25 protein-coding genes, 1 tRNA gene and 1 pseudogene are annotated in these 25,403 nt (G+C 70.7%); 7 read left to right on the top strand and 20 right to left on the bottom strand.

Translation table 11 applies throughout. The features are described from left to right. Nucleotides 1–13 precede the first annotated feature (13 nt). Entirely contained in the window at nucleotides 14–496 is a 483-nt protein-coding gene (gene cynS / locus D9R14_RS02475) for a cyanase (RefSeq protein ID WP_121621688.1), read from the top strand. Nucleotides 497–713: 217 nt separating this feature from the next. Here the strand turns inward: cynS and D9R14_RS02470 are convergent, their stop codons facing one another. From D9R14_RS02470 to D9R14_RS02455, 4 genes are all read right to left on the bottom strand, one after another. Next, entirely contained in the window at nucleotides 714–995 is a 282-nt protein-coding gene (locus D9R14_RS02470) for a BrnA antitoxin family protein (protein WP_147452927.1), read from the bottom strand. Beyond that, entirely contained in the window at nucleotides 931–1,194 is a 264-nt protein-coding gene (locus D9R14_RS23565; RefSeq protein ID WP_121621686.1) for a BrnT family toxin, read from the bottom strand. The genes D9R14_RS02470 and D9R14_RS23565 overlap by 65 nt, the downstream gene beginning before the upstream one ends. 199 nt (nucleotides 1,195–1,393) lie before the next feature. Beyond that, nucleotides 1,394–2,455: a ferrochelatase gene (gene hemH / locus D9R14_RS02460; RefSeq protein WP_121621685.1), complete on the bottom strand. Its 1,062-nt coding sequence runs from the start codon at nucleotides 2,453–2,455 to the stop codon at nucleotides 1,394–1,396. A gap of 182 nt (nucleotides 2,456–2,637) precedes the next feature. Further along, nucleotides 2,638–2,712 (bottom strand) — tRNA-Val (locus D9R14_RS02455). Nucleotides 2,713–2,852: 140 nt separating this feature from the next. On the opposite strand from D9R14_RS02455, the gene ubiG reads away from it, so the two are divergent. Beyond that, nucleotides 2,853–3,593, top strand: coding sequence for a bifunctional 2-polyprenyl-6-hydroxyphenol methylase/3-demethylubiquinol 3-O-methyltransferase UbiG (ubiG, locus tag D9R14_RS02450; RefSeq protein ID WP_121621684.1), 741 nt, complete (start codon nucleotides 2,853–2,855; stop codon nucleotides 3,591–3,593). Nucleotides 3,594–3,606: 13 nt separating this feature from the next. Here the strand turns inward: ubiG and D9R14_RS02445 are convergent, their stop codons facing one another. From D9R14_RS02445 to D9R14_RS02410, 8 genes and pseudogenes are all read right to left on the bottom strand, one after another. Next, on the bottom strand, nucleotides 3,607–4,101 hold the full coding sequence (locus D9R14_RS02445; RefSeq protein WP_121621683.1) for a DUF1178 family protein: 495 nt from the start codon (nucleotides 4,099–4,101) through the stop codon (nucleotides 3,607–3,609). Beyond that, entirely contained in the window at nucleotides 4,098–4,982 is an 885-nt protein-coding gene (locus D9R14_RS02440; protein WP_121621682.1) for a carbon-nitrogen hydrolase family protein, read from the bottom strand. The genes D9R14_RS02445 and D9R14_RS02440 overlap by 4 nt, the downstream gene beginning before the upstream one ends. A gap of 131 nt (nucleotides 4,983–5,113) precedes the next feature. Further along, the gene (grxC, locus tag D9R14_RS02435) at nucleotides 5,114–5,371 is read right to left on the bottom strand and encodes a glutaredoxin 3 (protein ID WP_121621681.1); all 258 of its coding nucleotides are present in this window, start codon (nucleotides 5,369–5,371) and stop codon (nucleotides 5,114–5,116) included. A gap of 67 nt (nucleotides 5,372–5,438) precedes the next feature. Next, entirely contained in the window at nucleotides 5,439–6,203 is a 765-nt protein-coding gene (locus D9R14_RS02430) for a ComF family protein (RefSeq protein ID WP_121621680.1), read from the bottom strand. 91 nt (nucleotides 6,204–6,294) lie between these two features. After that, nucleotides 6,295–6,921 carry a GNAT family N-acetyltransferase gene (locus D9R14_RS02425; protein ID WP_121621679.1) on the bottom strand — a complete coding sequence of 209 codons (627 nt, stop codon included), beginning with the start codon at nucleotides 6,919–6,921 and terminating at the stop codon, nucleotides 6,295–6,297. 161 nt (nucleotides 6,922–7,082) lie between these two features. Next, on the bottom strand, nucleotides 7,083–7,355 hold the full coding sequence (gene rpmA, locus D9R14_RS02420; RefSeq protein ID WP_121621678.1) for a 50S ribosomal protein L27: 273 nt from the start codon (nucleotides 7,353–7,355) through the stop codon (nucleotides 7,083–7,085). Nucleotides 7,356–7,445: 90 nt separating this feature from the next. Next, nucleotides 7,446–7,742 (bottom strand): annotated as a pseudogene (gene rplU / locus D9R14_RS02415) (50S ribosomal protein L21); the annotation flags it as partial. A gap of 165 nt (nucleotides 7,743–7,907) precedes the next feature. Beyond that, nucleotides 7,908–9,029: a linear amide C-N hydrolase gene (locus D9R14_RS02410; RefSeq protein WP_121621676.1), complete on the bottom strand. Its 1,122-nt coding sequence runs from the start codon at nucleotides 9,027–9,029 to the stop codon at nucleotides 7,908–7,910. 295 nt (nucleotides 9,030–9,324) lie between these two features. Here D9R14_RS02410 and D9R14_RS02405 point away from each other — a divergent pair, with 295 nt between their 5' ends. Then, the gene (locus D9R14_RS02405) at nucleotides 9,325–9,720 is read left to right on the top strand and encodes an acyl-CoA thioesterase (protein ID WP_121621675.1); all 396 of its coding nucleotides are present in this window, start codon (nucleotides 9,325–9,327) and stop codon (nucleotides 9,718–9,720) included. A gap of 7 nt (nucleotides 9,721–9,727) precedes the next feature. Here D9R14_RS02405 and D9R14_RS02400 read toward each other — a convergent pair whose 3' ends face one another. The 5 genes from D9R14_RS02400 to D9R14_RS02380 are packed head-to-tail and all read right to left on the bottom strand — an operon-like array spanning nucleotide 9,728 to nucleotide 16,023. After that, complete coding sequence (locus tag D9R14_RS02400) at nucleotides 9,728–10,852, bottom strand: DUF1513 domain-containing protein (protein WP_121621674.1); 1,125 nt, start codon at nucleotides 10,850–10,852, stop codon at nucleotides 9,728–9,730. A gap of 8 nt (nucleotides 10,853–10,860) precedes the next feature. Beyond that, complete coding sequence (locus tag D9R14_RS02395; protein ID WP_121621673.1) at nucleotides 10,861–11,946, bottom strand: imelysin family protein; 1,086 nt, start codon at nucleotides 11,944–11,946, stop codon at nucleotides 10,861–10,863. 57 nt (nucleotides 11,947–12,003) lie between these two features. After that, on the bottom strand, nucleotides 12,004–13,254 hold the full coding sequence (locus D9R14_RS02390) for a di-heme oxidoredictase family protein (RefSeq protein WP_121621672.1): 1,251 nt from the start codon (nucleotides 13,252–13,254) through the stop codon (nucleotides 12,004–12,006). Beyond that, nucleotides 13,251–14,720, bottom strand: coding sequence for a multicopper oxidase family protein (locus D9R14_RS02385; RefSeq protein WP_121621671.1), 1,470 nt, complete (start codon nucleotides 14,718–14,720; stop codon nucleotides 13,251–13,253). The genes D9R14_RS02390 and D9R14_RS02385 overlap by 4 nt, the downstream gene beginning before the upstream one ends. A gap of 19 nt (nucleotides 14,721–14,739) precedes the next feature. Beyond that, complete coding sequence (locus D9R14_RS02380) at nucleotides 14,740–16,023, bottom strand: imelysin family protein (RefSeq protein ID WP_121621670.1); 1,284 nt, start codon at nucleotides 16,021–16,023, stop codon at nucleotides 14,740–14,742. Between the two features lie 539 nt (nucleotides 16,024–16,562). Here D9R14_RS02380 and D9R14_RS02375 point away from each other — a divergent pair. Beyond that, the gene (locus tag D9R14_RS02375) at nucleotides 16,563–17,432 is read left to right on the top strand and encodes an FTR1 family iron permease (protein WP_121621669.1); all 870 of its coding nucleotides are present in this window, start codon (nucleotides 16,563–16,565) and stop codon (nucleotides 17,430–17,432) included. A 151-nt stretch (nucleotides 17,433–17,583) separates the two neighbouring features. On the opposite strand, the gene D9R14_RS02370 is transcribed toward D9R14_RS02375, so the two are convergent. Then, nucleotides 17,584–17,949 carry a hypothetical protein gene (locus tag D9R14_RS02370; protein ID WP_121621668.1) on the bottom strand — a complete coding sequence of 122 codons (366 nt, stop codon included), beginning with the start codon at nucleotides 17,947–17,949 and terminating at the stop codon, nucleotides 17,584–17,586. 217 nt (nucleotides 17,950–18,166) lie between these two features. Between D9R14_RS02370 and D9R14_RS02365 the strand changes: the two genes are divergently transcribed. Next, nucleotides 18,167–18,916, top strand: a complete 750-nt coding sequence (locus tag D9R14_RS02365) for a transaldolase family protein (RefSeq protein WP_121621667.1) — start codon at nucleotides 18,167–18,169, stop codon at nucleotides 18,914–18,916. A gap of 131 nt (nucleotides 18,917–19,047) precedes the next feature. Here D9R14_RS02365 and typA read toward each other — a convergent pair whose 3' ends face one another. Further along, the gene (typA, locus tag D9R14_RS02360; RefSeq protein ID WP_121621666.1) at nucleotides 19,048–20,877 is read right to left on the bottom strand and encodes a translational GTPase TypA; all 1,830 of its coding nucleotides are present in this window, start codon (nucleotides 20,875–20,877) and stop codon (nucleotides 19,048–19,050) included. A 185-nt stretch (nucleotides 20,878–21,062) separates the two neighbouring features. Between typA and D9R14_RS02355 the strand changes: the two genes are divergently transcribed. After that, nucleotides 21,063–22,406 carry a PP2C family protein-serine/threonine phosphatase gene (locus tag D9R14_RS02355; RefSeq protein ID WP_170168452.1) on the top strand — a complete coding sequence of 448 codons (1,344 nt, stop codon included), beginning with the start codon at nucleotides 21,063–21,065 and terminating at the stop codon, nucleotides 22,404–22,406. A gap of 9 nt (nucleotides 22,407–22,415) precedes the next feature. Here D9R14_RS02355 and D9R14_RS02350 read toward each other — a convergent pair whose 3' ends face one another. Next, complete coding sequence (locus D9R14_RS02350) at nucleotides 22,416–23,882, bottom strand: peroxidase family protein (RefSeq protein ID WP_121621664.1); 1,467 nt, start codon at nucleotides 23,880–23,882, stop codon at nucleotides 22,416–22,418. Nucleotides 23,883–24,188: 306 nt separating this feature from the next. On the opposite strand from D9R14_RS02350, the gene D9R14_RS02345 reads away from it, so the two are divergent. Beyond that, a complete protein-coding gene (locus D9R14_RS02345) occupies nucleotides 24,189–25,325 on the top strand; it encodes a helix-turn-helix transcriptional regulator (RefSeq protein WP_121621663.1) in 1,137 nt (378 codons plus the stop codon). Nucleotides 25,326–25,403: the final 78 nt, after the last annotated feature.

Below are 25,403 nucleotides of genomic sequence, written 5' to 3'. Positions count from 1 at the left end.
TGGAGTAAAGACCATGAAGCGTGAACAGCTCACCGAGAAGATCCTCGATATCAAGCGCGAGAACGGCTGGACTTGGAAGTATATCTGCTCCGAGATCGGCGGCATGTCCGAGGTGCTCGTGGTGGGCGCGCTGCTCGGCCAGATGAAGCTGGTGAAGCCGCTGGCCAAGAAGGCCGCCGAGCTGTTCGGCCTCTCCGAGGTGGAGGAGCGGATGCTGAACGAGGTGCCCATGCGCGGCACGCCCATGCCGCCCACCGACCCGCTGATCTACCGCTTCTTCGAGCTCGTCATGGTGAACGGGCCGGCCTGGAAGGCGCTGATCGAGGAGGAGTTCGGCGACGGCATCATGTCGGCCATCGACTTCAACATGGACATGGTGCGCGAGCCCAACCCCAAGGGCGACCGGGTGCAGATCACCATGTCCGGCAAGTTCCTGCCCTACAAGTATTACGGCAACGAGCAGGGCATCCCCGACTACGGCTTCAAGGAAGCCTGAGCGGGCAGGGGGGCCGCTGCGCGCGGCGCTGCCGGCCCCCGGTCACGCACCCGCCGCCCTCTCGCATGAGGTGCCGGCCCCGCACCGCCGTCATGCCCTGGCGTGTTCCCGTGGCCGGGGCATCCTCGCGCTGGGCCTGCCGAGGCCGCCCCTGGGACCTCCGGTCAAGCCGGAGGGAGACGGCGTTGCCAGCGCTTGGCCCCAAGCGGACAAAGCCTCAGGCGCTGCGGCGCGCCTTCACATAGGCCTTGAGCACGTTCTGCATGCGCGTGAGGTGGCCTTTGCCCTTCGCCTCCGCGAAGAAGAAGTCGAACACCTCCGGGTCGAGCTTCAGGTGCACCGAGCGCGGCTTGCGGGGCGGTTCAAGCTTGGCTTCCGCCCAGAAGTCGGGGCCGAGGTTTTCGCCCTCCGGCGCGTTCGGGTCGTGAAAGAGCTCACCCCGCTCCTTCATCTTCCGGATGTCCGCGAGCGAGGCTCGCTTGATATTCGGCGCGTTCATCGCGGCCTCCTTTCCACGCGGAGATGAGGCTGATGCGATCTTTCCGTTCGATGTAGACCACTACGAAGCATTCGTCGTCCCCCAAGCCGACGAAAATTCTTCGCTCTTCGCCGTAGATTTTGCGGTCATCTAAGCGCGTTAATGTGTATCCATCGAAAATCAGTGCGGCATATACGAAATCAACCGCGTGTTTCTGAATGGGGCATGGCGCTTGGTTTCATCCCATTCAAGGTCCGCGGCTCCGAAGTCCAGCTATTGCACGGGTGAATGTCCCATCGCACCTTCGAAGCCAGATCGCGAATAGGTGCCCTATCTTGCACCTGAAAACGTACATAAAAAGTGTACACTAGGCAAGCTGCGCCACCCTATAGCCGATAAGCCGCCCCCGAGGTTGCCTCCTACCCCACCCACCCCTTCAGTTCCCGCTCCACCACCGCCTCCAGAACCCGCATGCCCTCGGGCGTGGCGTTGAGGCAGGGGATGGCGGCGAACTTCTCGCCCCCGTGGTGCAGGAAGATCTCCCTGTTCTCGCCGCCGATCTCCTCCAGCGTCTCCAGGCAGTCCGCCACGAAGCCGGGATTGAAGATGGCGAGCCGCTTCACGCCGCCCTCGGCCAGCGCCTTCACGGTCATGTCGGTATAAGGCTGGAGCCACTCTTCGGTGCCGAAGCGGGACTGGAAGGTGAGGCGCAGCTTCTCTTCGCTCATCCCGAGCCGATCGCGCAGCAGGCGCGCCGTCTTGGCGCACTGGCAGTGATAGGGATCGCCCTTCAGGAGGTAGGATTTCGGCACGCCGTGGAACGAGGCGAGGATCACCTCCGGCTCGAAGTCGAGCGCCGCGAGGTGCTGCTCCAGGGAGGCAGCCACCTGGTCGATATAGACCGGGTCGTCGTGCCAGGGCGGGGCGACGCGGATGATCGGCTGCCAGCGCATGGCCTTGAGCGCGTCGAACGCCTTGTCGCAGACCGTGGCGGTGGTGGCGGCGGAATATTGCGGATAGAGCGGCACGATCAGGATCCGCTCGCACCCCTGCGCCTGCAGCGCCGCGATGCGCTCGGCGATGGGCGGCTTGCCGTAGCGCATGGCCCAGTCGACGACGATGCGCGGATCGCGGCCCGCAAGGTGCGCGGCGAGCTTCTCGGCCTGGTCGCGGGTGATGGTCTTCAGCGGGCCTTCGTCGCGCTCATTGTTCCAGATGCTCGCATAGTCCTTCCCCTTCGGGCCGGGGCGCTTGGTGAGCACGATGGCGTTGAGCACGAACCACCACACGATGCGGTTCACCTCGATCACCCGACGGTCGGACAGGAACTCCTTCAGATAGGCGCGCATGGACCAGTAGTCCGTGCCCTCCGGCGTGCCGAGATTGACGATCAGAACGCCGATGCGGCCGAAGGCCACCTTCGGATGGTCCTTCGGGAAAGGGGAGGTGTCGGGCGTGAAGGCGTGCGGGCTCGTGGTCATTCGTCTCACCTCGGCCAAGCGGGGCTACCCCCATTGGGGCAAGGGGATGGGGGCGTCAATGCGGCGGGCGCTCAAGGCCGATACGCAAGGCGGCGGCAGCCGGATGCGCGCGCCGTTGCCGCAGGCCGAAGCGCGGCCCCCGGGAAGGGGCTGGTTCTGCCGGCAGCGAACGGGGTGAGGGATGGTGGGCGCGACAGGGATCGAACCTGTGACCCCTACGATGTCAACGTAGTGCTCTCCCGCTGAGCTACGCGCCCCTCCGCAGGAGCGGCCTCTATATCGGCTCCTTTCGCCGGAGGCAAGGCGGGGAATCAAGCGCGCGGTGGATGGCGCGCGAGGCGCCGGTTTGCCCCCGATGGCGCACGGGCGTATTGCTGTGGCCGCAAGGAGGCCCGCCATGCCGAACCCCCAGCCGACCGTCGATCCCGCCGAGGTGGCCCGCTTCGACGCGCTTGGCGCGCAGTGGTGGGACGAGAAGGGCAAGATGGCGCCGCTCCACGCCATGAACCCGGCGCGCCTCGCCTTCCTGCGCGATGCGCTGGTGCGCCGCTTCGGCCGTGATCCGGGCGCGCTGCGCCCGCTGAAGGGCCTGTCGATCCTCGATATCGGCTGCGGCGGCGGGCTTCTGAGCGAGCCGCTCGCCCGCATGGGCGCGAAGGTGACGGGCATCGATCCCGCCGCCGGAAACGTGGACGTGGCGCGGGCGCATGCCGCCGAGGCCGGGCTCGACATCGAGTATTTCCCCATCACCGCCGAGGAGCTGCTGGCGCGCGGCGCCCGCTTCGACGCGGTGGTGGCGCTGGAGGTGGTGGAGCACGTGGCCGACGTGGGCCTGTTCGTGCGCACCGCCGGTGCGCTGGTGGCGGAGGGCGGCGCGCTGGTGCTCTCGACGCTCAACCGCACGCCGAAAAGCTTCGCCCTCGCCATCGTCGGCGCGGAATACGTGCTGCGCTGGCTGCCGCCCGGCACGCACCGCTGGGAGAAGTTCATCACCCCCGACGAGTTGGAGGCGACGCTGGCCGGCGCCGGCTTCGCGGTGAGCGAGAAGGCCGGCATGGTCTACGACCCGCTGAAGAGCGCCTTCCGCCTGTCGACGGACATGGACGTGAACTATTTCATGGTTGCGGAGCGGGGGTGAACGGAACGCCCGCTCAGTTCCTGTCCTCCGGCAGGACCGGCAGAGGAAACACCTCCACCTCGTCCTCGCGCAGGGCCTTCACCTCTTCCTGCGTTGCCTCGCCATAGATGGAGCGGTGCTCCAGTTCGCCCTCGTGCATCTTGCGGGCGAGGTCGGCGAACTCCGTGCCCACATAGTCGGCGTTGGAGACCACGTGGTCGCGCAGGCGGCGCAGCAGATCGGCGAGCTCGCCCTCCGGCCGTCCCATAAGCGCCATCGGTGCCGCCGGCGCCGTGGGCACCGTGGGCGTTCCGCCCTCGCGGCCCGGCTCAGCCAAGGCAGGCGCCGCGCGCTCGCCTTTGTCGGTACGGGCGACGGAGGGCGCCATCACCGCCTTCTCCACCGTCGTGGCGTTGCAGCTCGGGCAGGTCACGAGGCCGCGGGCGCGCTGGCTGTCATAGCTCGCGGACGAGGGGAACCAGCTCTCGAACGCGTGGCCGCAGGCGCAGTTCAAAGTGTAGCGGATCACGACGACGCCCCGACCACGTGCAGGTGCCCGGCCTGGCCCGGTCCCGCCACCTCGAAGCGCCGGCCGTGGGTGAGGGAGGGGATGCGGGCGCGGGCGGAGGCGACCTCGGCGAGGTCGATCTCGGCCAGGATGATGCCGGGATCGGTGCCGCCCTCGGCGATCACCCGGCCCCAGGGATCGACGATCAGCGAATGGCCGTAAGTCTCGCGCCCGTTCTCGTGCCGCCCGCCCTGGGCGGCGGCGAGCACATAGGCGCCGTTCTCGATGGCGCGGGCGCGCAGCAGCACCTGCCAGTGCGCCTCGCCGGTCGGCCTCGTGAAGGCGGCCGGCACCGTGAGCACCTTCGCGCCCGCCTCGGCGAGCGCCCGGTAGAGCGCGGGAAAGCGCAAATCGTAGCAGATGGTGAGGCCGAGCGGCACCGCCCCAACCTCGGCCACGACCGCGCGCTCGCCGGGCCGATAGGCGGTGGATTCGCGGTAGCTCTCGCCGTTGCCGAGGTCCACGTCGAACATGTGGATCTTGTCGTAGCGCGCGGTGATCTCGCCCTCGGGGTCGATCAGGAAGGCGCGGTTCACGGCTCGGTTCTCCGACACCTTGAGCGCCAGCGAGCCGATGTGCAGGTGGATCTTCAGCTCGCGCGCGGTCTCGCGCAAAGCGGCGAGGGTGATGTCGTCCTCCTCCGCGGCGAGCTTGTCGAACAGCAGCGCGCGGTCGAGCTCCATCAGATTGGTGGTCTCGGGCGTCTGGACATACTGGGCGCCGTCGCGCGCCGCCTCGCGCACCAGAGCACGCGCGGCCTCGAGGTTGGCGCCGGCCTCGCGCCCGGAGCGCATCTGCACCAGGCCCACCCGCAGGGTGGGCGGCGTGTCGGAAGAGGTCATTGAGCGATCTCTCGATGGGCGGGGACGCCGCGCCGGCCGCGGCGCGGCCGTCCCGGGCGTGTCCCACCATGACTAGCTCATGTCGGCGGACCGTGTCACGGCACCGCAGGCGGGCGCAACCCGGTTCGGCTTCAGGCGGCCATCAGCGGGTCGAGCCGGCCGGCCTCTTCGAGCGCATAGAGGTCGTCGCAGCCGCCCACATGGGTGTCGCCGATGAAGATCTGCGGAACCGTGGTGCGCCCGCCGGCGCGGCGGCTCATCTCCTGCTGGCCCTCGGCGTCGGTGGTGACGTCGATCTCGGTGAAGGTCCAGCCTTTGCGGCGCAGCAGCTCCTTTGCCGCGTGGCAATAGGGGCAGTAGCTCTTGGTGTAGATGACGATGGGTTTCATGGGGTGGTCACGGGGGTCTCGCAATGACGGGGCGGATGCCGTCACGAAAGCGTCGCATCATAGGGATTCACCCCATTTCCACAACCCGCGCGAAGGTGAGGGCATCCACCCGCGCGGCGCCGGCGCGGCGCAGCGCGATGGCGCAGGCGTCGAGCGTCGCGCCCGTGGTGTAGACGTCGTCGACGATCACCACCCGCGCGCCCGCCACCGCGGATGCTGCGGTGCGGCGAACGGCGAAGGCGCCCGCCACGTTCGCCCGGCGCTGGGTGCGCGACAGCGCGGTCTGGGACGGGGTGCCGCGCGTGCGCTCCAGCAGGTCGACGCGGGCCGGCACGGCGCTGTCGCGGGCGATATGCCGCGCCAGCAGCGCCGCCTGGTTGAAGCGCCGGCGCCACAAGCGCAGCGGATGGAGCGGCACCGGAACCAGCATCTGCGCATCCGCCAGAAGCTCGCTGCCCGCCTGCCGCATCAGCCGGGCCATGGGTCGCGCCAGATCGAGCCGGTCGGCATATTTGAGATTGTGCACGAGGTCGCGCGCGACGCCTTCGAACAGCACCGCCGCACGGGCCCGGTCGAAGGCGGGCGGGTCGGAAGCGGCGGCGGCGGAGAGGGTGGCGCCGGCGTCAAAGGCGAACGGGGCGCCGGTGCGCGCGCAATAGGGCCGCGTCACGAAGGCCATGGTGCCCCAGCAGGCGCCGCACAGGCCGCCGGCGACGCCGGTGACGGCACCGCAGGAGATGCAGGTGGGCGGCAAAGCGAGTCCGAGCAGGCCGCCCCCCAGCCGGCGCAGCGCTCCGGCGGCGCGTGAGACGCGCGACGACGACAGGCCCATGGCCGCCCCCTCCCGCGACAACCATGGGTGGAGACAGGGCGGTTGTAAAGGCGAGGTGGGCGGAAGCCGGGGCGCCGGCTTCCGCGCCGCCTCAATGGGCGCGGTGCTGCGGCAGCGCGGCGGCGCCCCAGGCACGGATCGAGGCCCAGATGCGCCGGTCGAGCTGGAACCGGTCCACCGGCACCGAGGCGCCGAGCGCCTTCACCCGGCACAGGCCGACGCCGGACCACTGGAAGCCGCACTTCTCCAGCACCCGGCGCGAGGCGGGATTGACCACCCGGGCGGCGCCGATGAGCTGCTCGGTGGGGGTCTCGGAAAAGGCGTAGTCGATCACGGCGCGCACCGCCTCGGTGGCGATGCCGAGGCCCCAGAAGGGTTCGCCGATCCAGTAGCCGATCTCCGGGGCCGGCTCGGGCGGACGGCGGCCGAAAGAGCACATGCCGGCGAACGCGAGGTCGCCCTCGCGCTTCAGGAACACGGCGAAGGTGGCGGCGTCCGGCGCGGCGCCGAGCGTCTCGACGAAGGCGCGGGCGTCCGAGGCGCGGTAGGGGTAGGGCAGATTCGCGGTCATCTCCGCGATCTTGCGGTTGTTGGCAAGCTCCGCGACGGCGGCGACGTCCTCGATGCGCGGGGCGCGGAGCACCAGCCGCTCGGTCTCGAGGACGGGGATACAGCTTTCCGCGAGCGGCGCTCCGGGCGTGGTCTCGATGGTCGTCATGGCGGGCTCCTGTCGACGTCGGGTGCGACAAAACGAAAGACCGGGAAGGCGTGCCGCCTCCCCGGTCTTTCGGGAGCCCAGATGCGCGATGCGCGGTCCTGGATCAGGCTCCCCCCGGTTCGACGACACCGGCGGGACCCTGCATTTTCAGGTCTCGCCGCTTACTCGGCCGCCTCGGCGGCGGCGGGGATGACGGATACGAAGGTTCGGTCGTTGGATTTGGTGCGGAACTCGACCTTGCCTTGAATCAGCGCAAAGAGGGTATGGTCGCGGCCCATGCCCACATTGAGGCCGGGATGCCACTTGGTGCCGCGCTGGCGCACGATGATGTTGCCGGCGATCACGTCCTGGCCGCCGAAGCGCTTCACGCCGAGGCGCTTGCTCTCGGAATCGCGACCGTTGCGCGAGGAGCCGCCTGCCTTTTTATGAGCCATCTTGCTCTCCTAAGTCTCGTTTTCAGGCCTCGTCCGCGGCCGTTCGGCCGGCGCGGCCTCTGGGGAATGAGATGCGGCTCAGGCGCCGCGGATCTCGGTGATGCGCACGGTGGTCAGCTCGGCGCGGAAGCCGCGCTTGCGACGCGAATTCTGCCGGCGGCGCTTCTTGAAGGCGATGACCTTGTCGCCCCGGCCCTGCTCCACCACCTCGGCGGTCACGGCGGCGCCGTCCACCAGGGGGGCGCCGACGACGACGCTTTCGCCGCCGAGCATGAGCACCGGGAAGGTCACGGAGGCGCCGGCCTCGGCCTCGATCTTGTCTACCGTGATGACGTCATTGGCGGCGACACGGTACTGCTTGCCGCCCGTCTTGATGACCGCGAACATTCTTGTCTCGCTCTGTTCCGCCGCGCCTCGAAGGGCGGGCTTCTTCCGGTCGGAAATTTCAGGGATGCGGGCGCAAGCGCCCACGCGAAGGGCGCTGCTTAGCCGAAATGGCGCCGGAAGGCAATGCTGCGGCCGCCGCCGGCCCTTCGCCGGCCGGCATCCGGCCTATTTCATATCCACCGGCATGAAGGTGAAGGGCTTTGCCGTCTCGAACAGCGCCGCCGCGTTCCCCGCATAGACCTTGCCGCCGGTGAGGGTGAGCTTCTTGACCGGCGCGCCCGGCTTCAGGTCGAGGTCCGCCAGCGGCACCCAGAAGCTGTTGGGGCTGGTGGAGCTGTCGAAATAATAGACCTTGTTCTTCTGGTCGCTCACCGTGCGCCAGATGGTCTGGGCGAGGTTGGGGGCACCGGGCATCGAGAAGCCGAGCGGCACGCTGACCGAGCGCATCACGCTGGCCACCGACGCCACCGCCTGGTTCTCGTAGCTCTGGTCCGGCACCGCCGAGACGATGGCGGGCTCGGCCTTGGTGGGCAGCGACTTGATGAAGAAGCTCGCGCGGGCGAACCGGTCGGCCGCCCGGAAGGTGCCGGGCAGGAACACGTCGCCGCCGATCTGCTGCCAGTAGGCATCGAGCGCGAGCTGCTGGTCGAAGCTCGGCGAGTTGGTCATCACCTGGTACTGCCGCCCGTGATGGATCATGAGCTTGCCGCCGAGATACTCGAAGATGGCGCTGTCGCCCGAGGCGTCCGAGATGGCGAGGTGGAGCTGCGCCGCCCGCCCGTTGGGCAGCACGGCGGTGCGCACCACGAAGGTCTCCTTCGAGAGCGCCTCCACCGCCTCGTTCACGGTGGCGAAATTGTCCAGAACATATTGCGCCCAAAGGGCCATGGAGAGCACGGGCTTGCCGTCCGCCGCCGGATATTCCGATTCGGCGAGGTAGAGCAGGTTGGCGACGAGGCCCTGGTCGTTGATGCCGTCGGCGGTTCCCACATCGTATCCGGAGGCGATCAGGCTGCCGTATTTCGATGTCCATTTCGGCGTGCTGCCGCCGGCGGCGCCGGTGCGGGCGATGCCGGCCGGGAAGGCCCAGAGGTTGGTGCGCATGTCCTCGGCCCAGTCCATGGTGCGGCCGGTGATGTTGACCCCGCCGCTGCCGAGATAGACCGCGCGGGTGCAGGCTTCCGCCGGCCCGGAGCCGAGCGGCGCCAACGCTCCGGCGATGCCGCAGAAGGCGGCGGCCAGGCCTTTCGCAAGCCGGAGGAGGCGGCGGGCGGGACGGTGGGCCATGGCGGTTCTCCTCGGCGTCTGCGACATCGATCGGGCGGCGAGCATACGGCGAATGCGGGTGAGAGCCCAAGGCCCCCTCGCGATTGGGCCTTTCGCCATGCCGGGGAGCAGATTCGGCTGGGCGCCGACGCCGATCTGGCTTATCGGGCGGGACCGGAGGCGCCGACGCCCGCCTGGTTCCGCCATGGTCCCCCAGAAATCCGGCCTATTCCCCTTCGTCCCGCACAAATCCCGACTATTCTGGCCAAGTCCCGCGCCCGATGGTCCCGCCTCCCGCGTTTCCCCGGAGATCTTCATGCACGACAAGGGTTCGACGATGCCCGCCGGCATCCCCGTCATCCGCACCATCGCCATGCCGGCCGACACCAACCCGAACGGCGACATCTTCGGCGGCTGGCTCATGTCGCAGATGGACCTCGCCGCCGGCAACGTGGCGGCGCGCCGGGCGCGGGGGCGTACCGCGACCGTGGCGGTGGAGGCCATGAGCTTCCTCTCCCCCGTGGCGGTGGGCGACGAGGTGAGCCTGTTCGCCGACATCGTGAAGGAGGGGCGCACCTCGCTGCGGATCGAGGTGGAGGCCTGGCGGCGCGCGCGCGCCAGCGAGGAGACCATGAAGGTGACGGAGGCGGTGTTCACCTTCGTCGCCATCGACGAGAGCGGACGCCCGCGCCCCTTGCCGCCGGTTGAATGAGCGCGCCTCAGCCGAGCGCCGCCATGTGGTTGTCGTAGCGCGGGCCGCCGGTGCGCCGGGCGACAATGGCGACGCCCTCGCGCGCGGCGGCGATGCGCACCACCTCGCCATAGCCCGAGGTGGCGACGAAGCTGCCGGCCTCAGGCCCCGCCGCGAGGCCGCAGCCGTCGTTCAGCGGCACGAAGCCGAGATAGCGCCCGTCCGCCTGCCACACCGATACCCGCGCGCCGCGCGGGCTGGCGCAGGCGACGAAGCGGCCGGAGCGGTCATAGGCCACCGAGCCCACATAGCCGCGCAGGGCACGCCATTCTGCCTCCGGCGCGTCGAACGGCGTGAGCGCGCCGCCCGCGCCGATGGCGAACAGCAGCGGGCGCGCCACCCCGTCCTTCAAAAGGTCCTGCGCCGCCACCAGCGTGCCGCCGCGCCCGTCGCGGTCGAGATGGCGCAAGGAGAGGCTGGCGAGGTCGGCGGAGAGCCGGCCCTCGCCGATCGCGGCGCCCGTCGCGGGGTCGAGCAGCGTGATGCCGGACCCGGTCGCCTCGGCGTCGCGCGCCTCCGGCGTGTTGGGCTCGACGCCGCCATTGGCGATCACCAGCGCCGCGCCGGAGCGCATGAGGTCGTGCGGGCCGTCGCCGCCGCTCGCCCATTCGGCGACGATCGCGAAGCCGGCATCGGCCCGCCGCACCGCGACCACGCCGCGCCCCGTGGTGGGCACCGCGCCGCCGGCCGGCCGCTCGATCTCATTGGTGAGGAACAGCGCGCCGTCCGGCGCGAACCGCCCGTGGCCGGAGAACACGCGGCCGGCGCCGGGCGCGAAGCGCGCCACCTCGCCGCCGTGCCGGCGGTCGAACACGATGGCCACATGGCCCGGCCGGCGCCCCACGGCCACCGCCAGCGGACCCGTGGGGCTGGGCTCGATGCCATGCAGGCGGCCGGGGGAGGGGGCGCGCTCGGCGGCGGCGAAATCGCCGTCCACCGCCACCGCCGCGAAGCCCTCGCCGATGCCGGCGGTGGTGATCCAGCCCTCCTCGACGGCATGGTCGAGCGCATGAAGCCCGCCCGCGAACGCGCGGCCCGGCAGCGCGGCGAGCGCCCCGGCGGCGAGGAGGGCGCGGCGGGAGAGCGCGGCCATGGCGCGCCTCAGTCGCCGTCGAGGGCGTTGAAGCCCAGAGAGATGCCGAAATAGGAGGCGATCGGCTTGTAGACCGTGATCTGCGCGCCCTTGAACGCCTTGACGGCGGCCTGGATCGCGGCCGCGCCGGAAGCGGTCTGCGCCGCCGCGCCGAGATCGGCGGGGAAGGCGGCCGCGGCCTGGTCGGCAGCGGCGGCGGCCTTGTTCACCACGAATTGCGGCCGGTTCGGCAATTGCAGCGCGATCGCCTTCAAGAGCGCATCGGCGCTCTCGATCATGGTGCGCACCACGCGCCCCGAGCGGCCGGAGCGCCAGTTGTCCGCCAGAGCGGGCTTGGCCTCCGCCGGGCCGGAGCCGAGCACCGGCATGATCCTGGTGTCGGTCACCCGCTGGAAGGCGCCCGAAAGGTCGGTGAGGATCAGGCCGGGCAGCGCCCCCACATCCGCGAACAAAGCCGGGTCGCCCTTGCCGGAGACGATGGCGCCGAGCGCGCCGCTCGCCCTGTCGCCCCAGCCGGTGCGGATGTCGGACGCGATGGCGGCGAGGTTGCCGGCGATGGCGATCCCGAAGGCGCAGCGCCGCGCGGCTTCGTCGCCGGAGACGAGCGCCGCCTGAGCCCCGTCCTCGAACAGCAGCCGCTCCAGCGCCGGCAGGCCCTGCACCGCCGCGCTCGCCTGGGCGAAGCGCGCGGGGGCGAGCCGGTCGGCGTCGCCGTCGCCGATCATGTCCGCCATGGCGCGGGCGATGGCGTTGCGCCGGTCGGGGAAGAAGGAGAAGCGGTCGGCCCGGAGCGACAGGGTCACCGGGCCGAAGGTGATGAACTCCACCGCAGTCCAGGCGTCAGCGGCCTTGCCGTAGGCGTCCTTGAGCGCCGCCACGCCCGCGGCGTCCGGTTTGGCGCAGAAGGCGCCCCAGGCCTCCTTCTGGGCGCCGGTCGAGGCCACCAGCGCATCGTAGCGCGGCAGCAGCCAGGTCTCGATCAGCGGCACCGGGTCGAGGCTCGCGGCGGCCGCCGGCACGGCGGGCAGCAGCGCGAGGACGGCGCCGGCGAGCACCGCGCGGCGGGCGAGGGCGAAGGGGCGTTGCTGGGTCATTCCGCGCGGCTCCGGACAAGGGACGCGGCCGGCCAAAGGCGCGGCGTCACGCCATCATTATAGCGACGACACATAGGCGATGAGCGCGGCCTTCTCGCGCCCCGTGAGCGCGTTGAAGCGCCGCACCGCGCCGTCCGCCTCGCCGCCGTGCCAGGCGATCGCCTCGGCGATGGTCCGGGCGCGCCCGTCATGCAGCAGGCCGGTGTCGCGGGCGAGCGCGTCCGACAGGCCGGCGAGCGGGGCGGTGCGCCATTCGCTCGGGGCGATGCCGGGCTCGGACATGCCGTCCTTCAGCCCCTCGCCCATGTCGTGCAGCAGGAGGTCGGAGAACAGGCGCGGCGCCTGCGGCCCGGCGCCGATCTGCGGCCGGTGGCAGGCGGCGCAGCCGGTGCCGGCGAACAGGCGCCCACCCTCTCGCGCGGCCGGCGCATCCGGCGCGCGGACCGGAAGCGATGCCACATAGGCCACCACGCGCGAGAGGATGGGATCGCCGATCTCCAGCGCATTGCCCTCCGGCCCGCGCGTGCCCTCGCCCTGGCCGTGCGGCGCGTCGCGGCACGCGGCCTGGGCCGGCGTGCAGTCGCCCCACGGCTCGCCGTGCAGCGAATTGGACATGCCGAGGTCGAGGAAGAAGGCCTCGGCGATCTGCTCGCGCAAGCTGGGGTGGGCGGACTTCCAGCCGAACCGGCCGATCGTCACCCGCCCGTCCGGCCGGGTAATGCGGCGGGCGCGGCCGGAGACCTCGCCGCCGGCGCGCGCCTGCTCGGCCTCCACCGCCAGGATGTCGGCGTCGGGGATGCGCGCCATGGCGCCGCGGCCGTAGAGGTCCGGCGCGACGCGCAGCGACACGCCGCTCGCCGGCGCGAGCGGGCCGTAGCCGAGGTCGCTCAGTTGCGGATGGCGGGCGCGGCGGCCGTCGGGCAGGATCTCGTCGCGCGCCCCGAGCACGCCCTCGGCGCGGATGCCGGGGGCGGCGTCGATCTGGAACCGGCGGCCATAGACCGGGTCGCCCGCGCCGTCCGGCATGCCGATCATCAGCACCACGCCGCGCCCGTCCAGATGGCCGTCCGCGTCGAACCGGGCGGCGGCGCGGGCGTCGCGCGGATGGCAGGAGGCGCAGGAGCGGGCGTCGAACAGCGGGCCGAGCCCGTCGTCGCCGCGGGTGGAGGCGGGCGCCGGCACCCAGGGGCGCTTGAACAGCGCCTTGCCGATCTTGATGTCGAGCGCGTCCAGCACCTCCTGCGCGCCCGCCGGCTGCGCCAGAAGGAGGAGGCCGAGCGCGGCGGCCAGGAGACGGCGCGCGCTCATGCCACCCTGAACCAGCCCATGAGGCCGGAATCCATGTGTTCCAGGATGTGGCAATGGAACACCCAATTGCCGCTGGTCGCCTTGAAGGCGATCTCCACGCTCTCGTTCGGCTCCACCAGCACAGTGTCGGCGAGATATTGCGGCATCTTCTTCCGCGAGGAGGAGAGCACGCGGAAGATGTGGCCGTGCAGGTGCATGGGGTGCGGGTGCTTGGTGACGTTCGAGATCGACAGGATGTAGCTCTGCCCGTCTTTGAGCGTCTCCAGCGGCGGCGGCAGGCGCAGGTCAGCGCCCGCGCCCCAGGAATTGCGGCTGATGGCCCAGAAGGTCTTGTCGCCGACGCAGACGGAATCGATCAAAGCCTTGGCAAGCGGGTCGTCCGGCGGCAGCGACGGGGCGACGGCGATGGCGCCGGCCGCGGTCTGCACCAGGAATTCGAGCCGCGTCGCCCGCTTGAGGTCCGGCATCGGCACCTCCTTGGCGACGGGCAGGGCCAGCGGCCTGAAGGGGCGCTTCTTCTTCCCCCTCTCCACCGCCACGAGGGTGGTGAGCAGATAGGGCTCGGCGGTGCGGTAGTCGTAGATCTTCACCTCGCCGCCCGGCCCCGGCATGCGCACATGCACGTCGAGCCGCTGGGCCGGCCCCATGCGCCAGACGCCGTCCGGCACGGTGTCGAGCAGGATCGGCGGGATCGCCTGGCCGTCGCAGGCGAGGATGGCGGCATCCTCGGTGTCGCATCCGAAGTCGATGACGCGGGTGGCGTCGGCGACGATGGCGCGCACCCTCACGTCGCCGAACGCCGGCGCCTCGATGCGCGGCGGCACGACCGCGCCATTGGTGGCGCGCACGGTGCCGAACGTGCCGGCGGTGGAGGCGCCCTCATCGGTGAACATCTCCAGGAACTGGCCGTCCGCGCCGAGGCGCCAGTCCTTCACCACGATCACGTGCTCAAGGTCGAACGGCACCTTGGCCTCGGCCGGGTCGTCCACCATGAGCAGGGCGACGAGGCCGCGGCCCACCTGGCCGGTCTCGTCGCAATGGGGGTGGAAGAAATAGAAGCCGGGATCGGGCAGCGGCACGTCATAGGCGAAGGCGGCGCCGGGCGGGATCGGCTCCTGGGTGATGGGCGCGACCCCGTCGGACAGATAGGGCACGCGGATGCCGTGCCAGTGCACCGTGGTGGCGCTCGGCAGGCGGTTGGTGAAATCCACCTTCAGGCGGGTGCCGCGCGGCGCCCGAAGCCGCATCAGCGGCGTGCCGTTATAGGCGCAGAACCGGCGCGTCGCCGGCCGGCCCGGCCCGAGCAGGGGCACCTCCATCTCGGCGGCGGACAAGGTGAGGCGGCGCACCGGCGCGTCGGCCGGCAGGGTATCGACGGCAGGGGGCAGGGGACCCGCGGCGGAGGGGGAGAGCGCCAGCGTTCCCGCCGCCGCCCCCCCGAGGAGAAAACCCCGCCGCGTCATCATCCGCGTGCTCCCGCCCGCCTCACTTCTTGCCGACCTTGCTCGGATCGTCGAGGCTGGCGGAGCCTTCCATCTTGATCTGCAGCTTGAGCGCCGCGACGCCCCGCTCGATGGCATGGGCCTGGGCCACCAGAGCGTCGACGCCATCCTGGATCAGCTTGTTGCCGGCCGCGTTCCCCTCGGCCAGCATCATGTCGTAATACATCTCGCCGCTGTCGCCCAAGTCCTTGATCTTCTTGAGCGCGGCCAGCGCCGCGTCGGACTTCGCGTCGATCTCGTCGGCGACCTTCGGGTCGGCGGCGCGCACCAGATCGGCGACCGAGGGGCCGGTCACCTCGGTGCCGTCCGCCTTCTTGTAGCGGCCGTAATAGACGTCGCGGATGCCCACTTCGTCGAAATAGTGCGAGTTGTGGGTGTTGTCGGAGAAGCAGTCGTGCTCCTCCTCGGTGTCGTGCAGGATGAGGCCGAGCTTCATGCGCTCGCCGGCCAGCTCGCCATAGGAGAGCGAGCCGATGCCGGTGAAGATCACCGCGAGGCCGGCCTTGTCCTTCTTCTTGAGCAGAGCGGCGCGGGCCTTGCCCTTCGGGCCCCAGGCCTTGGCCATCTCGTCGAGGTCGGCGGCCAGCGTGTCGGTGGCGACCTTGAGGAACTGGGCGCGGCGCTCGCAATTGCCGTTCGTGCAGGCCTTGGTGTCGTAGTCGGTATAGGGCCGCTCGCCGGCGCCCTTCTCAGTCCCATGCAGGTCCTGGCCCCAGAGCAGGAACTCGACGGCGTGCCAGCCGCTCGTCACGTTGGCCTCGACGCCGCCTGCGGAGTTGAGGTCGTGCAGCAGCTTGGGGGTGATCTTCGAGACGTCGATGGTCTTCTTGCCGACGCGGATCGACTTCGAGGCGATGATGTTCGCGGTATAAAGCGGGTTCTCGTCCGAGGTCTCGCCGTAGGCCTTCTTGTCCACGTAGTCGATCAGGCCCTCGTCGAGCGGCCAGGCGTTCACGTTGCCCTCCCACTCGTCGACGATCGGGTTGCCGAAGCGGAACGCCTCGGTCTGCTGGTAGGGCTCGCGCGCCTTGCGCCAGGCGTCGCGGGCGGCGGCCTGGGTCGCGGCGCTCGGTGCGGCGATGAAGGCGTCCACCTTGGCCTGGAGGTCCTTCGCGGCGGCCGCGGAGCCCTCGTACATGATCTGGGCGAGGTCGGCATAATGGACGACGACGTCGCGCGGCTTCGGCGCCGCCGCGGCAGCCGGGCCGGCGAAGGCCGCGGCGCCGACCGCTGCGGCAAGGGCGCCAATGATGATGTGGACGCGCATCGACCTGTCTCCTCGAAAAGGCGCGTTTGGGAATACGAGGGGCAACCCGCCCGTGCCGCGACCTTAGGGAGAGCGCTCCGGCGCAGCAAGGCGGCGGAATAAGGATAGAATTGTTCTATCTTATGAATTCGCCGGCAGATCCGTGCATTCGGAAGATAAAATCGGCCGGCGGGGGGCGGGTGTGGCAAATGATCGTCGCGGGTGGTCGGCGGCGATATCTTCGCCGCGCGCGGCATCCCTCGCCGCCACGCGCGCCGATCCTGCCATTGCGGCCGCCAAGCACGGATTTACGGTATGTGAGCGGCTATAGATTGGAATTAATCCAAATCCAATGAAGCCCCGCGCCGATGACAGGCCGGCCTGCCGGGGTGTAGGACTTGACCTGGAAGCGCGAGTTTTCGCGATCTTACGCAAGGTCATTTTACCGGCGATTTGTTGTCCACCGGGCGGAACCGAGTATTCCGCCGCTCCCTTCCGAGTTCATGCCCCGGCGCGATCCGCCGGGCGGTCCGCGGGAGTGCGTTGCGAGGGCCAGTGCCATGCTTGCCGCGTTGCTGATCGTGTTCCGGGAAGTGCTTGAGGCCGGCCTCGTGGTGGGCGTCGTGCTCGCCGCCACCGAGGGCATCCGCGGCCGCGGCCTCTTCATCACCGGCGGTCTCGTCGCCGGCGTGCTCGGCTCGGCCCTGCTGGCGCTGTTCGCCGACCAGATCTCCGGCCTGTTCGAGGGCTCCGGCCAGGACGTGCTGAACGCTGCCATCCTCTCGGTGGCGGTGGTGATGCTGGTGTGGACCGTGGTCTGGATGGCGAGCCACGGGCGCGAGATGGTGGCCGAGATGAAGGCCGTCGGCCGCGACGTGAAGGAAGGCCGCAAGCCGCTCGCCGCGCTCGCCGTGGTGGTGGGCATGGCGGTGCTGCGCGAGGGCGTGGAGATCGTGCTGTTCATGTACGGCATCGTCGCCACCGGCGCCGAGACCGCCCAGGACGTGGCGCTCGGCGCTGGCCTTGGCCTCGCCGGCGGGGCGCTGGTGTCGTTCGTGCTCTATCGCGGGCTGGTGGCGATCCCGCTGAAGCACCTGTTCAAGGTCACGACCATCCTCATCACGTTGCTGGCGGCGGGCCTCTCCGCCCAGGTGGTGGGCATCCTCCAGGATGCCGGCTTCATCCAGTCGCTGGCCGATCCGGTGTGGAACTCCGCCTGGCTTCTGGCCGACGACAGCGCGGTGGGCCGGGTGCTGCGCACGCTCGTCGGCTACCGCGCGGAGCCCACGGGCATGCAGCTCATCGCCTATGCCGTGACGGTGGGGGTGATCGTCGCGCTCTCGGCCCTGGTCAACGGCCGCATCGCCCGCACCCGCCCCCGGGCGGCACAGCCCGCGCAGCCCGAGCCCGCCGGCACCGCCCGCGCCTGATCGGGCCGGGCGCCCGGCGCTTTCAGAGGCCCCTCCACCCCGAACCGCCGTCAGGCCCGGCCATGACGGAAAGGCAGGCGCGGCGGGGAGATGCGTTGCGTGGCGGCGAGGGACGGGCGCGGCCGGGCCGTGACGGCAAGGGAGGGAGCCCTCAGGGCGTCGCGCCCTCGTCGGCGTGGCGCATGGCCAGCGGCATGCACGCGGTGGCGAGCAGCGAGCGATAGCGGCGACGGGCGTCGGCGGCGGTGCCGTTGTCGGAGATGGCGGCTTCCTGAAGCTCCGCCAGCGCCCAGGGATTGGGCTCCATCGGCAGGGCCGCGATCTCGGGCGCGTTGCGCGTGGTGATGACGACGATGTCGTGCGGCGTCAGCGCCTGCAGCGCATGGGCGGCAAGCTGGCGCTGATAGGCGCGCCGCTCCGGGGCAAGCTGCTCCCAGGGCTCCAGCAGCGGGTAGCGCTGCTGGGAAAACGCGTGCATGGCGCGCGCCACGCGTTCCACCATGTCCGCCGAGACCATCCCGCCCTCGCGCAAAATTCCCAATCCCGGCGCCAGCATGGCGCGCGCGCCTTTCCCGAAGGTTGCGGGCGACCACTTGTTGGCATCATGGTCAATGAAGCCTTAAAACGGGGGTGCCGCTCCCGCGCGTCCGCAAAGGTGTGGTATGGCCGCAACGCCGGCATCCGCCGCCGGCCGCGATGGGCCCGGTCCCGATGGCCCCCTGATGGAGCACCCCATGTCCGTGACGCTGAAGGATCTCAAGATCAAGCTGTTCACCGACGGCGCCGACAAGGCGCAGATCGTCGAGATGGCCAAGCAGTCCTTCATCGCCGGCTTCACCACCAATCCCTCGCTGCTGCGCAAGGCCGGCGTCACCGACTATGCCGCCTATGCCCGCGACCTCGTGGCCGCGGTGCCGGACCGGCACATCTCGTTCGAGGTGATCTCCGACGACATTCCGGAGATGCGCCAGCAGGCGCGCCTCATCGCCACCTGGGGCGAGAACGTCCACGTCAAGCTGCCGGTGTGCACCACGCGCGGCGAGACGCTCTACGACCTCGTGCGCGACCTGGTGCAGGACGGGGTGAAGGTGAACCTCACCGCCATCTTCTCCGTGCCGCAGGTGGAGGCCGGCGTGGCCGCGCTCGCCGGGGGCGCGCCCTCCATCATCTCGGTGTTCGCCGGCCGCCTCGCCGATTTCGGCATCCCCTACGAGCCGGCGATAACGAAGGCGGTGGCGCTCGCCCGCGCGACGCCGAACGTGGAGGTGATCTGGGCCTCCACCCGCGAGGTGTGGAACGTGATCGAGGCCGACCGCATGGGCTGCCACATCATCACCGCCCCGGCCGACGTGCTGAAGAAGCTGCCGGCGCTCGGCACGCGCACCGACGAGGAGCTGGCGCTGGACGCGGTGAAGGCGTTCCGCTCCGACGCGCTCGCCGCCGGCATCACGCTCGATCTCTCGGGCCGCGCCGCGGCGGAGTGAGGAGCGCCGTTCGCGGCATTCCGCGCCCGCCGCTGCGGACGCCGGTCAAGGCTGGTGCTCCGTAAGGCCGGCCCGCAAGAGTGCGAAACGATGGAGCACGGCCGGCGCAAACGCCGGCCGGCCGCTGGCCCTCAGGCCATCTCGCTGACGCTCTTGCGCTCGTTGCGCTTGCGCTCGTTCGGGTCGAGGAAGCGCTTGCGCAGGCGGATGGACTTGGGCGTCACCTCCACCAGCTCGTCGTCCTGGATCCAGGCCAGAGCGCGCTCCAGCGTCATGCGGATCGGCGGGGTGAGGCGCACCGCCTCGTCCTTGGAGGTGGTGCGGATGTTGGTGAGCTTCTTGCCCTTGAGCACGTTCACTTCCAGGTCGTTGTCCCGGTTGTGGATGCCCACCAGCATGCCCTGATACACCTTCCAGCCCGGCTCGATGATCATCGGGCCGCGGTCTTCCAGGTTCCACAGCGCATAGGCCACCGCCTCGCCCGGCTCGTTGGCGATCAGCACGCCGTTGATGCGGCCGGCGATCTCGCCCTTGTGGGGGGCGTAGGCGTGGAACAGCCGGTTCATGATGGCGGTGCCGCGGGTGTCGGTGAGCAGTTCCGACTGGTAGCCGATGAGGCCGCGCGTGGGGGCGTAGAACACGAGGCGCTGGCGGTTGCCGCCGGAGGGGCGCATCTCCACCATCTCGGCGCGGCGCTCGCTCATCTTCTGCACCACGGTGCCGGAATATTCCTCGTCCACGTCGATGAGGACTTCTTCGATCGGCTCCAGCACGGCGCCGGTGGCCTCGTCCTTCTGGAACACCACGCGCGGGCGCGACACGGCCAGCTCGAAGCCCTCGCGGCGCATGGTCTCGATCAGCACCGCGAGCTGCAGCTCGCCGCGGCCGGAGACGAAGAACGAATCCTTCTCGGTGGATTCCTCGATCTTGAGCGCCACGTTGCCTTCCGCCTCGCGCAAGAGGCGGTCGCGGATGACGCGGCTCGTCACCTTGTCGCCCTCGGTGCCGGCGAGCGGACTGTCATTGACGATGAAGGTCATGGTGACGGTGGGCGGATCGATCGGCTGGGCCGCCATGGGCTCGGTCACGTCGAGCGCGCAGAAGGTGTCGGCCACCGTGCCCTTGGAGAGGCCGGCGATGGCGACGATGTCGCCCTGCACGCCCTCCTCGATCGGCTGGCGCTCGATGCCGCGGAAGGCGAGGATCTTGGAGACCCGGCCCTGCTCGACCAGCGAGCCGTCCTGCGCCAGCACCTTGATGGGCTGGTTCGGCTTGATGGAGCCGGAGGTGATGCGGCCGGTGATCATGCGGCCGAGGAAGGGGTTGGCTTCCAGCAGGGTGCCGATCATGCGGAACGGGCCGTCGTCCACGGTGGGCTCGGGCACATGCTTGAGCACCAGGTCGAACAGGGGCGCCATGCCCTGGTCGGAGGGGCCTTCCGGGCTCTCGGCCATCCAGCCGTTGCGGCCGGAGCCGTAGAGGATCGGGAAGTCGAGCTGCTCGTCGGTGGCGTCGAGCGCCGCGAACAGGTCGAACACCTCGTTGATGACCTCGCTGGCGCGGGCGTCCGAGCGGTCCACCTTGTTGATGGCGACGATGGGCTTGAGGCCGATCTTGAGCGCCTTGCCGACCACGAACTTGGTCTGCGGCATCGGCCCCTCGGCGGCGTCCACCAGCACGATGGCGCCGTCCACCATGTTCAGGATGCGCTCCACCTCGCCGCCGAAGTCGGCGTGGCCGGGAGTGTCGACGATGTTGATGCGCGTGTCCTTCCAGACCACCGAGGTGGCCTTGGCGAGGATGGTGATGCCGCGCTCCTTTTCCAGGTCGTTGGAATCCATCACGCGCTCGGCCACCCGCTGGTTCTCGCGGTAGGAGCCCGACTGCTTGAGCAGCTCGTCCACCAGCGTGGTCTTGCCGTGGTCGACGTGGGCGATAATGGCGATGTTGCGCAGCTTCATGGGCCGTCCAGCACAAAAACGCGGGTCCGACGTGCTCGGGCCCGCTTCGATGGGGGAAGTGTTGCGGCGCAAAATACACACAAACGCCCGGAGATCAATGTCGGCGCCCCTGGCGGCGGGCGCCGGGGCACGGTAAGCACGCAGGTATGACGCACCCATCGGACCTTCCACCGCCCGGGGACAGCGTGCCGCCGCGCCTTCCGCCGGCGGACGCGCGCCGCGTCGCCGCCCTCGTCGGCGGCCACCCGATCCTGGGCACGCTGCCCGTCGACGCCCTCGCCGACCTCGTCGCCGGCGGCGCCCTCGCCAGCTTCGCGCCGGGCGAATTCCTGATCCGCCGCGGCGAGACCAGCGATTTCGCGCTGCTGCTGCTGGAGGGCACGGCGCACGTCTTCATCGACACGCTGTATGGCGACGTCCACCTCGCCGACGTTCCCGGCCCCGCGGTGGTGGGCGAGGTCGCCGCCTTCACCGGCGTGCCGCGCACCGCGCACGTGCAGGCGGTGAGCGCGATCCGCGCGGTGCGCATCTGCGCCCACGCCTTGAAGGAGGCCGGCCGCGCCCATCCGCCGTTCCTGGAGGCGGCGCTGAAGCAGATCGGCGGGCGGCTTGAGACGTTCAACCGGGCGGTGGGCTTCTATTCCACGGCGCTCAACGCGCTGGAGCGCCACGACTTCGACATGCGGCTCTTGGACGACCTGCGCAACCCGCTGCCGGAGCTTGCCAATTTCGCCGCCTCGTTCCGGCGCCTCGCCGAGGAGATCATGGTGCGCCAGGCGCACCGGCGCGAGATGGAGAGCGCCACCGCGATCCAGCGCGCCATGCTGCCCGAGCCGCTCACCCCGGCCGACCTGCGCCACAAGGGCGAGATCCAGGCCTGCATGCGGCCCGCCAAGGAGGTGGGCGGCGACTTCTACGACATGTTCCTGCTGCCCGACGGCCGGCTGGTGATGAGTGTCGGCGACGTCTCGGGCAAGGGCGTGCCGGCGGCGCTGTTCATGAGCGCGACCCAGACCGCCCTGCGCTACGTGCTGCGGCGGGAGAGCGACCTTGCCGCCGCCATCGGCATCGTCAACGAGCTGCTCTGCGCCACCAACAGCGAGAGCATGTTCGTCACCCTGTTCAGCGCGGTCCTGAACCTCGACGACGGCACGCTCGACTACTGCAATTGCGGCCATCTGGACGTGATGCTGCTGCGGCGGGACGGGACCACCGAGATCCTGCCGCCGGTGGGCATGGCGGTGGGCATCCTCGACCGCGCGCGGTTTGCCGCCCAGCGCATCCACCTCGCGCCGGGCGACCGCCTGTTCCTGTTCACGGACGGCCTGCCGGATGCCGCCGACCCCGCCGACAATCCGTTCGGCGAGGACCGGCTGAGCGCCGTCGCCGAGGCGGCGCGGCTGAAGGCCGGCACCGCCTTCGTCGATCACATCCTCGACGAGGTGGAAGGCTTCGCCCAGGGCGCGGCGCAGTTCGACGACATCACCATCCTCGCCTTGACCTACGGCCCGCCGCAGGCGGCCGGATAGGCGCGGCGTTCAGAGGGCGAGGAGGTCCTCCTCCTCGGCCAGCAGGATCAGGTCGCTCAGGGTGAAATGGTCGAACGGCCGGCCCGGCGCGCCCGCGGCCTGCGGCTGCGCGCCCAGGAGGCCATACAAGGTCGCGGCGACGATGCGGCTGCCCACCGGGCCGAGCCGCGCGCCCGCCGGCCCCTCCGGATCGCCGGCTTCCGCCAGCACGTAGAACCACAGGGGCGTCGCCTGCGCGAACGGGGCGGCCGCGCCGCGCTGGCTCTCGGGCAGGGCGGCGAGCAGCCGCTCCCCGGCGAGCGGCGTCAGCCCCAGATGGGCCGCCACCGCCTGCCCGGTGGGCAGGCCGAGCCGGTAGCCCTCCAGCAGATGCCGCCGCGCCAGCGTGCTCGCCGTGCTCTCGGCACCGGCGATGCGGGTGTTGATGGCGCGGGCCCGCTGCGGCGCGAGGCCCTCCAGCGGCAGGAAACCCTCCCAGGCGATGATCCAGTGCTCCGGCAAGGCGTCGGAGCCGCGCCCGGCGGCGCCGAGCACCAGGCGCGTCGCCAGCGCGCCGCGCTCCACGTTGCGGTAGCCGGCATTGTAGTCGTAGCTCGGCCGCGCCATGGCGGGCGCGAGCACGAAGGCGGCGGCGAACTCCGCCGGCACCGCGCCCGGCGACCCGGCGCCGGCACGGCCGCGCGCCTCCTCCAGCGCCTGCGGATCGCACAGGCGCGGCAGGAGGTCGTTCATCACCATCCAGCGGTAGCGCTCGCGCAAGGCAAGCCGCGCCTCCTGGAAGCCGAGGCCGTCGCGCACCAGGCGGTTGTGCGCCTTGAGGAACGCCACATGGAGCTGGCTCAGCACCAGCATGGCATCGCTGCGCGGATCGCCGGCGCGGGCGATCCGGTCGCGGCCGGGATCGAGGCTGCGCGGGTGGCGCGGCAGGTCGTTCGCGGCGCCCTTGCGCGGCGGCCGCGCCTGGCCCGCCGGCGCCGGCGCCACCTGGCCGAGCAGCATGCGCCGCACGTCCTGCGGGTCGCGCGGGGCGTCGTAGACGCTTTCGAGCTCCAGCACGCCCGCCCGCCGGTTGACCAGCAGGTCCAGGCTCTCCAGCGGCGCGCTCTCCGAAGGGCGCGCCGGCGGCGCGGCGGAGCGGCGCTGCCACACGAGGTCGTTGAGCACGAACTCGGTCAGATAGGTGTAGGCCGCGGGCAGGTCGCCGTCGCCCGCGCACTTGCGCCGCGGCTCGCGGTGGATCTCCTCGCCCTCGGCCATGGTCTCGGCGAGGTCGAGCAGGGCGTCGAGCGTGCGCGGCCCCTCGGGCAGCCGGTGCCGCGGCGCCACGAGCTGCGGGAACAGGCGGCCGAAGCCCTGCGCGCGCGGCCGCGCCCCCGCCTCCAGCGCCAGCGAGCGCACCCGGTCGCCGATGGTGTCCTTGATGGTTGGCCGCAGGGGGTCGCGGTCCATGGTCTCCCGCCTCGTCATCACCGTCATCGCCGTCTCCGCCGGGGGGCGCCACCTTGAAACGGGCGCCATCGCGCGGCGGGGCCAAGCGAGCACGGGGGCGGTACCGGCGGCATCATGCATATGGGGGATGACCGGCCTCTGGCGGCCCGCCACCTTGGCGAGCGTTGCGCAATGAACGCCCAGGCGGCATCCTCCGCCGGCCCATTGCGTCGCGCTCTTCCGGCTGCGGGGTGGTCGGCGAGCGTGTTTGCATCCTTGGATTGTGATAGTTCTGCGTTCGACCATGAAGCGTTCCGGAGAGCGGGCTCCGGGGCGCGCCAGCAAGGGGCGGTCATGAGCGATCTCGACGAATATTCCCGTCTTCTCAACGACGTCTACGAATACAGCGTGGACCCCGGCCAATGGGGCATCCTGCTGGAAGGCGTCACGCGCTTCGTCGACGGGCGCGTCGGCCAGCTTGCGGTGTACAGCCTGAAGCAGCAGCGCAAGCCCACCTGGCGCGTCTGGGGCTACGACCATCTGGCCTACCGCACCTTCCTCTATCGCCACGCGACCGAGGACCCGCGTCTGTCCTACATCCTCTCCAATCCCGGCCGGGTGATCTGCGGCGAGGACGGGGTCGACGCCGACCAGTTCCGCGCCTCGGCGCTGTTCCGCGAGGTGGTGGAGCCCATGGACATCGAGCATTCGCTCGTCTCCTACTTCGCGCAGGAGGCGGACGTGATGGCCACCATCTGCGCCATGCGCGGGCGCGCCAAGGGGCCGTTCGGCGGGCCGGAGAAGCAGAAGCTCGGCCTCGTCGTGCCGCATTTGCGGCGGGCGTTCGAATACTACGCCATCCTCGACGAGGCGAAGGCCAAGGTGGACGACATCGGCGCCGCGCTCGACATCGTCGACGCCGGCATCTTCCTCGCCGACGCGGACCTGCGCATCGCCCATGTGAACCGCGCCGGGGAGGCCATGCTCAAGGGCGGCGAGATCGCCATCCGCTCCGGCAAGCTCGTGCTGCGCGACGCCCGCGCCACGCGCCAGCTCGGGCAATCGGTGGCGCAGGCGCTGGCCGCGCGCCGGGGCGAGGCGGACCTGCCCCATGCCGACCACCTGGAGGTGGCGCGCGCGGACCCGGACGAGGCGCCCTACCGGGTCTCGCTGCACCCTCTGCCGCAGGTGCAGGGCAAGGTGAACCTCACCCTGCGCTCGCAGATCGCCGTGGTGGTGCGCGCGCCCGGCCGCGGCGCGGCGGATGCGGCGCGGCGCCTCGCCACCACCTTCTCGCTGACGCCCGCCGAGGCGGCGCTGGCGGCGGCGCTGGCGGTGGGCGCCTCGCTCGCCGACTTCGCCGAGCAGCGCGGCGTCGCCATGTCCACGGTGCGCAGCCAGCTCAAGGCGCTCTACGAGAAGACCGACACCCGGCGCCAGGGCGAACTGGTGGCGCGCCTGCGCGAGAGCCTCGACTTGACGCTGGCGTGAGGCGGGCGGCCGCCGGCCGCGCCTGCGCAACACGCCCGTCGCGGGCGTGCACTATCCATGGTCCGCGGCGGCGCTCGG

The sequence above is a fragment of the Xanthobacter tagetidis genome (genome assembly GCF_003667445.1).
In the GTDB taxonomy this organism is placed as follows: domain Bacteria; phylum Pseudomonadota; class Alphaproteobacteria; order Rhizobiales; family Xanthobacteraceae; genus Xanthobacter; species Xanthobacter tagetidis.
Note: the sequence above shows the minus strand (reverse complement) of the source record. Positions and strands in the feature narration are given on the sequence as shown.